The 6,297-nt window shown below is 62.1% G+C and carries 5 protein-coding genes; 1 reads left to right on the top strand and 4 read right to left on the bottom strand.

All coding sequences use genetic code 11. The features are described 5' to 3' along the window. Nucleotides 1–331: 331 nt before the first annotated feature. Together BMY73_RS22700 and BMY73_RS22695 are read right to left on the bottom strand one after the other, a co-directional pair. Nucleotides 332–1,234, bottom strand: a complete 903-nt coding sequence (locus BMY73_RS22700) for a cation diffusion facilitator family transporter (RefSeq protein ID WP_092409946.1) — start codon at nt 1,232–1,234, stop codon at nt 332–334. 31 nt (nt 1,235–1,265) lie between these two features. Further along, on the bottom strand, nt 1,266–1,691 hold the full coding sequence (locus tag BMY73_RS22695) for a polyribonucleotide nucleotidyltransferase (protein WP_092409944.1): 426 nt from the start codon (nt 1,689–1,691) through the stop codon (nt 1,266–1,268). 142 nt (nt 1,692–1,833) lie between these two features. On the opposite strand from BMY73_RS22695, the gene hrpB reads away from it, so the two are divergent. Next, nucleotides 1,834–4,368: an ATP-dependent helicase HrpB gene (gene hrpB, locus BMY73_RS22690; protein ID WP_092409943.1), complete on the top strand. Its 2,535-nt coding sequence runs from the start codon at nt 1,834–1,836 to the stop codon at nt 4,366–4,368. Nucleotides 4,369–4,392: 24 nt separating this feature from the next. Here the strand turns inward: hrpB and BMY73_RS22685 are convergent, their stop codons facing one another. Next, nucleotides 4,393–5,484: an endonuclease/exonuclease/phosphatase family protein gene (locus tag BMY73_RS22685; RefSeq protein ID WP_092409941.1), complete on the bottom strand. Its 1,092-nt coding sequence runs from the start codon at nt 5,482–5,484 to the stop codon at nt 4,393–4,395. 9 nt (nt 5,485–5,493) lie between these two features. Next, a complete protein-coding gene (locus BMY73_RS22680; protein ID WP_092409939.1) occupies nt 5,494–6,153 on the bottom strand; it encodes a YciC family protein in 660 nt (219 codons plus the stop codon). Nucleotides 6,154–6,297 lie beyond the last annotated feature (144 nt).

The following is a 6,297-nucleotide window of genomic DNA, read 5'->3' as shown; positions in this document are numbered from 1 at the left end:
ATGCCGCCAGACATCGGGACGCCGCAGTCCCTGTAGGAGCCGTCCGAGGGACGAGGGCCGCGAATGCGGTGGGTCATTCACCATCGATGTTGCTGGCCCACCGCATTCGCCAGCAAGCCGGCTCCCACAGGTTTTGCGTCCGCCGCGAATCATCGGAACGGCGCGATCACTCGGCGCAAATCATTGAACGCCGCAATCCTTGTAGGAGCCGTCCGAGGTTACGAGGGCCGCGAATCGATGCTGCTGATCCACCGCCTTCGCGAGCAAGCTCACTCCCACAGGTCATGTGTCAGCCGTTGGATCAGCGAATGCCTGATAGCTGCACAGCGACTCAATTCAATACAGGACTGTTCGCGCTGTTCACGACTTCTTGAGGGTCGGCGTGCACCAGCACTTCGGCCTTCGGGAATTCAGCAATGATCGCCCGTTCAACTTGTTCACACAGATCGTGCGCCACGGACAGCGTCAACTGGCCGGGCAATTCAAGGTGCAATTGCACGAACCAGTGATTGCCCGAGATTCGGGTGCGCAGGTCATGTGCGCCGAGCACGCCCGGTACGTTCTGCGCCAGGTCCAGCATGCGAGCGCTGACGCTGGGATCAAGCTCGGCATCCATCAGCACCGAGACGGTTTCCCGTGCAATCGAAATCGCGCTCCAGAGGATGTACACCGCGATAACCAGGCCGAAATACGCATCCAGCTGGTCATAGCCGAAAAACGCCAGGCCGAGCGCGACCATGATGCTGGCGTTAAGCAACAGGTCGGAGCGGTAATGCAATGAGTCGGCCCGAATGGCCGCAGAGCCGGTTTCCTTCACGACTTTGTGCTGGAACATCAGCAACATCACCGTGAGCGCGATCGACAGCACCATCACCAGAATACCCAGCCCCGGCGCACCCAAAGGTTGCGGATGCTGAATGCGCTCAATGGCCTGAAAGCCGATCAGGAAGGCGCTGACAGCAATAAATAGCGCCTGAGCCATGCCTGACAGGGCCTCGGCCTTGCCGTGTCCATATCGATGGTCGTCATCGGCGGGGCGCAGCGCGTAGTGCACGGCCAACAAATTGAGAAACGAGGCGGCGCCATCGAGCAGCGAATCCGTCAGGCCCGCGAGCAGGCTGACCGACCCACTCAACCACCAGGCCACGGCCTTGGCGACAATCAGAGTGCTGGCGACGGCCAGCGAGGCCCGCGTCGCCAGACGCAATAACCGGGCGTGTTCAGGGCTGCTCATGGCGCTTCCTTAAATGACATCATTGAACACATCAGGCCGACGGCACCAGGCCCAGCGATGCGAGTTGCTCGGTGCTGCCCTTGTGCTGAATCAGGCGTGGATCGTCCAGCGGCAACGTACGACCCAGTTCAGTCTGGATGATGGCCTGGAGCTTGGCGTTGTCCACCGTGCCGTCAGCGCGTACCGCCGGCTGCAGCTTCTGCGGATCGATCTGCGCCTGTTTACCGCTCGGCAAATAGATGGCACCGGTGGCGAAGTCGACCGCAAACGCAATCACGCCGGGAATGATGTAGAACAGCAGGCCGATGGCGTCGAGCACCACGATGGCAGGGTCCATTCTGCCGCTGCCTTGAATCTGGCCGCGGCGGTCGGGGTAGAAAATGCTGCCGCAGGCGGTCAGTTGGGCCAGCAGGCTGGCGATCAGAACACCGCCGATCAAACGGGAAGGGATGCGCATGGAGGTCTCCTCAGAGGAAGTCGCAACTATACAAGGCAAATGCCTAATCAATAAGACTATCCGAGCCAAGAGACGGTTCTGTGGCCGAGTAAACAAACCGGGACCTGCGTCCGTATAATCGCGGTCTGTTTCGGGAGCCCTCATGATTTCTCTGCCCATTGATGCCGTCCTGCCTGCGCTGCGCCAGGCCCTTGCCGAACGCCACGAAGCCGTGCTCGAAGCCCCGCCCGGCGCGGGCAAGACCACGCGCGTGCCGCTGGCGCTGCTGAACGAAGCGTGGCTGGCGGGACACACCATCCTCATGCTCGAACCTCGGCGGCTGGCGGCGCGTGCGGCGGCGGAGCGGCTGGCATCGGAGTTGGGCGAGAACGTCGGTGAAACCGTGGGTTACCGGATTCGCCTCGACAGCAAGGTCGGGCCGAACACCCGCATCGAAGTCGTCACCGAAGGCATCCTCACGCGCCGTTTGCAGGAAGACCCGTCGCTGGAGGGCGTCGGGCTGCTGATTTTCGATGAGTTTCACGAAAGAAGCCTGGATGCGGACCTGGCGCTGGCCTTGAGTCTCAATGGCCGTGCGCTGTTCAGGGACGAGCAGCCGCTGAAAATTCTGCTGATGTCGGCGACGCTGGAGGGTGAGCGGCTGTCGAATCTGCTCGATGACGCGCCGGTGATCAGCAGCGAAGGGCGGATGTTCCCGGTGACGACGCAATGGGGCCGTCCCTTTCAACCGGGCGAGTTCATCGAACCGCGCGTGGTTCAAACCGTACTGGATGCGCTGGGTAATGAGTCCGGCAGTCTGCTGGTGTTTCTGCCGGGGCAGGCGGAGATTCGCCGGGTCAATCAGCAACTGGCCGACGCGTTGGGCGAATGCAGCGATGTCATGCTCTGCCCGCTGCATGGCGAGCTGGATCTGAGCGCACAACGCGCGGCGATCGAACCGGCACCCGGCGGCAAGCGCAAGGTGGTGCTGGCGACCAACATTGCTGAAACCAGTTTGACCATTGACGGGGTGCGCGTCGTGATCGACGCCGGCCTGGCGCGCGTGCCGCGCTTCGATCCGGGCAGTGGCATGACGCGACTCGACACGCAACGCATCTCCAGGGCCAGCGCTACCCAGCGGGCGGGCCGTGCAGGCCGTCTTGAGCCGGGGGTGTGTTATCGCCTGTGGTCCGAAGCGCAGCATGAGCAACTGGCAGCCTACGGTGCAGCGGAAATCCTGCAAGCCGACCTCGCGGGACTGGCGCTGCAACTGGCGCGCTGGGGCGTTGAGCCTGCGCAACTGGTCTGGCTGGATGCCCCACCTGCGGCGGCCTATGCACAGGCGCAGTCGCTACTGGGTCGCCTTGGTGCCCTCAACCGCAAGCCGGGTGAAGACTGGAAACTCACGTCGCATGGTCAGTCTATGGCTGAGTTGCCTGCTCACCCCCGCATCGGCCATTTGTTGCTTCGCGGGCAGGCGTTGGGCCTCGGGCCGTTGGCGTGCGACGTCGCCGCGTTGCTGGGCGAGCGCGACATACTGCGTGGCGCGGGCGCCGATCTGCACAGCCGCCTGACCCTGCTCGCCGGGACAGAACGGGCGACTCGCGGGGCGCAAGGCGGCGTGCAGCGGGCGAAACAGCTCTCGAGGCAATATCGCGGCTACTTGAGAGGCGCCGCGAAAACACCCGTGACCGATCCGGATCATCCCCGCTGGCTCGGAGCCTTGCTGGCGCTGGCGTACCCTGACCGGGTGGCGCAACAGCGTCGGGCAGGCGGCGCCGAATACCGCCTGGCTAACGGGCGGGCCGCGCTGTTCGCCGAACCCGATGCGCTGATGAAAGAGCCTTGGCTGGTGATCGCCGACCTGGGCAGTCGTCAGGGGCAGAAAGAGGAACGTATTTACCTGGCTGCAGGGTTCGATCCTGCGCTGTTCGACTCAGTGCTGGCTGAGCAGATCACCACGGTTGATCAGCTGGATTGGGACGAGCGCGAAGGGGTGTTCCGAGCCGAGCGGCAGCGCAAGGCAGGTGAGTTGATCATCAGTCGCGAGCCATTGACCGGCCTGGACGATTCCGCCCGGGGTCAGGCCCTGCTGGCGCTGGTGCGGCGCAAGGGACTGGAACTCTTGCCATGGACGCCTGCGTTGCGTCAGTGGCAGGCGAGGGTGGGGTTGCTACGTCACCTGGACCTTGAACAGCACGGCAGCAGCGAATGGCCGGACGTGAGCAACGATGCCCTGCTTGAAAGGCTGGAACATTGGTTGCTGCCGTATCTGGGCAAGGTCACGCGGTTAAGTCATTTTGGCAATCTGGACCTGTCGTCGATCCTGCACAACCTGCTGCCCTGGCCGCTGCCGCAACGCCTCGACGAACAGGCGCCGCCTCATTTGAACGTGCCTTCAGGCTCGTCAGTGCGGCTGGACTACAGCGAATACCCGCCCATTCTGGCGGTAAGGCTGCAGGAGCTGTTTGGCTTGTCGGACACGCCCCGGATTGCGGGTGGCCGGCAGATCGTCAAGCTGCACCTTCTGTCTCCCGCACGGCGCCCGGTGCAGGTCACGCAGGACCTGGCCAACTTCTGGCGCAGTACGTATGCGGAGGTGAAGAAAGACCTCAAAGGTCGGTATCCGAAGCATTACTGGCCTGACGACCCCTTGATCGCCGAGCCGACGGCGCGTGTGAAACCTCGCAAGCAGTAAGCGGCTCAGTCCTACAAAGGAGCATCAGGGCGAGCCGGGGAGTAAAAACCGCGCAATCACCGGCAGGTGATCGGAAATCAGCAAGGTGTCCGCCTGACGAACCTGAGCATCAACCCGCTTTAGCGTCGGGCTGTAGAAAAGGTAATCCTGCGTACGGTCAGGCCCGCTCACGCGCGGGTCGTTCGGAAAGCGGGTGTACCACTTGCGGGGTTCGTCTCCGTTGACGTCTTCATTGCTCGGGGTCATCGGGTACAGATCCCACAGGGCATGCAACTCGCTGTCAGGCGTGTAACGCTGCCGCAGTTCGACCGGCAGACGCTGGTACTGACCTTGCGGCAGCAGATTGAAGTCGCCGCCGGCGATCCATGGTGTGCCTGCCTGTTGGAAACCATTCAGCAGTTGAGTCGTGGCTGCAACCTGCCGCGACAGGATGTCATCGCCTGGCTTGAAATCGGCCAGATGCGTGTTCACTACCGCCAGATGCTTGCCGTTACTCAGTGGCAGATAGCTCACCAGTAGCGCGTGCCTGGGCTCGAACTGTCGCCCGATCAGGTTGCCTTCTGGCGAGGGCAGTTGCAGGCGTTCGGCCTTGTCCATTCGATAGCGGCTCAGCGTGGCCAGCTTGGAGCCGACGCTGCCATAGATGTGGCGGTCGGGTACGAAGTCGGATTTCCAGTAAAACGCCTCGGTGCTGCACGGGTAAAGGTCTGTCACCCGCTCCTGCAGCAGTGCCAGCTGGTTCACGTAATCGGTGTTCTTGGCGCCGTCATCCACTTCCTGCAACAGCACCATATCCGGCTGCTCGTCACGAATCACCCGCGCGACTTCATCAAGGTTGTAGGCGATATCTTCCGGGGTGGGGCGTTCGTCCGGGCCGCTGCCGTCTGCCATGTCGTACCAGAACACATAGCGTTTGCCCGCCAGGTACTGGATGTTCCAGGTCATGACCTTGAGGGCCTGTCCGGGCACCAGTGTCGGCGGTGCTGCGTCTTTGGCGTTGCAGCTGACGGGCATGCGCTCATGCCGGGCGGGATGCCAGGTCACCTCGTAAATCAAGCCGCCCATCAACGCGGCAAGCAGGGCGAGGAAGAGGGCAGCGCGCAGTAACCGGGACATCGGCGTTCCTCAGGCCGGCTGTGCGGGCCCGTCGATGAGCATGAACAGGCGGAACATCACCACGCTGATGAACAACTGCAGGAAGCTCGAAACGCTGTCGACGACCAGGGACAACAGCGGGCTTTGCTGATCGGGCAGCACGTAAAAGCTCAGTCCTTCGAGCACCGAGAGCGGAATGTAGACGAACAGCACGCAGACCAGAATCCGCACCACGTGCCCCTTGCTCATCTTGAAGCTTTCACGCATGGCCTCCAGCGGACCGATGCCTCGCAGCACCAGCAGGTACTCGGAGAACACCAGTTTGATCATCACCCACACGCCCGGAACGATAAACAGCGACAGGCCCGCCATGATCAGAAGGGTGCTCAGGGCGGTCAGCACGGCAAAGGTCGGCCACATACGCAGCGTCGCCGCCAGCAGATTGCGCTTGGCAGGGTTCTCGCCTCGGGTCTTGGCATCCAGAAACAGAATCAGCGCACCGGTGTACAACGGATAAAACAGCAGGCCGATCAGCAATTGCCAGCTTGCCGATCCTTCGCCCGCCGCGATGGCCAGCATCTGTTTGGTCAGTGCCTCCAGGATCACCAGCGGCAGGCACAACGTCAGAATGCTGGCGAAGTTACGCCGGAAGAAGTACAGCGAGTCTTGGATGATGGTCAGAGGATTCATGAAAGCTTCACAGGGAAAAAGCAGGCCGACACTTTAACGTAGAGCCGGTGAGCGGGCCAACGTGACGCACGTCGCCAGGGTTCTTAACTTTTTTTACATCCTATTGAAACGCCCCGGAAACGCCCCATTACTGATTGTGTCTGA

Origin of the sequence: Pseudomonas sp. NFACC02 (assembly GCF_900110765.1) — a bacterium.
Taxonomy (GTDB): Bacteria; Pseudomonadota; Gammaproteobacteria; order Pseudomonadales; family Pseudomonadaceae; genus Aquipseudomonas.
This window is presented reverse-complemented; position numbering and strand designations above follow the sequence as displayed.

Bases quoted from the DNA above. Each gene is read 5' to 3' on its own strand.
- BMY73_RS22700 (WP_092409946.1), bottom strand. From the start codon at position 1,234: ATGAGCAGCCCTGAACACGCCCGGTTATTGCGTCTGGCGACGCGGGCC.
- BMY73_RS22695 (WP_092409944.1), bottom strand. From the start codon at position 1,691: ATGCGCATCCCTTCCCGTTTGATCGGCGGTGTTCTGATCGCCAGCCTG.
- BMY73_RS22680 (WP_092409939.1), bottom strand. From the start codon at position 6,153: ATGAATCCTCTGACCATCATCCAAGACTCGCTGTACTTCTTCCGGCGT.
- hrpB (WP_092409943.1), top strand. From the start codon at position 1,834: ATGATTTCTCTGCCCATTGATGCCGTCCTGCCTGCGCTGCGCCAGGCC.
- BMY73_RS22685 (WP_092409941.1), bottom strand. From the start codon at position 5,484: ATGTCCCGGTTACTGCGCGCTGCCCTCTTCCTCGCCCTGCTTGCCGCG.